We start from the raw sequence: 424 nt of genomic DNA, 5'->3' as shown, positions 1-424 counted from the left end.
GGGCGGGGGCGGAAGAACGCAGGCGGCGGCCCCGTTCGGGCCGTTCGTTCATCGACCACCGCCGGGATCCGCCCATCGATTCACGAAAACGGACATTTCCCTACGAAGCGCCCGCCCCTCGGCGGGCGCTTCGCCGTTGCGGGCGTCCGCTCCACTACCGCCCGTCGTAGCAGTCGGCTTTGCCGCCCGTGCCGGGCTCTGCCAAGAATGGCCCGTCGCCAGGCAGCGCGGCCGGTCCCCCGCCGCGCACCCCGCCCCGCCCCGTGCCGTGCGCACCGGCGCGACGGGCACCCCCGGCCGCCCCGTACGCCACCGCGGGCCGCTCCCCCGAGCGGACCCCGACCGGGCCGGCACGCCCCGACGGCCACCTGACGGCACCCCCGACGGAAAAGGATCGCCCGCTCCATGCAGCTCAGCCATGCCC

The sequence above is a fragment of the Kitasatospora putterlickiae genome (assembly GCF_039527695.1).
GTDB lineage: Bacteria > Actinomycetota > Actinomycetes > Streptomycetales > Streptomycetaceae > Kitasatospora > Kitasatospora putterlickiae.
The sequence above is the reverse complement of the archived record's forward strand: the minus strand, read 5'-3'. Positions refer to the sequence as shown.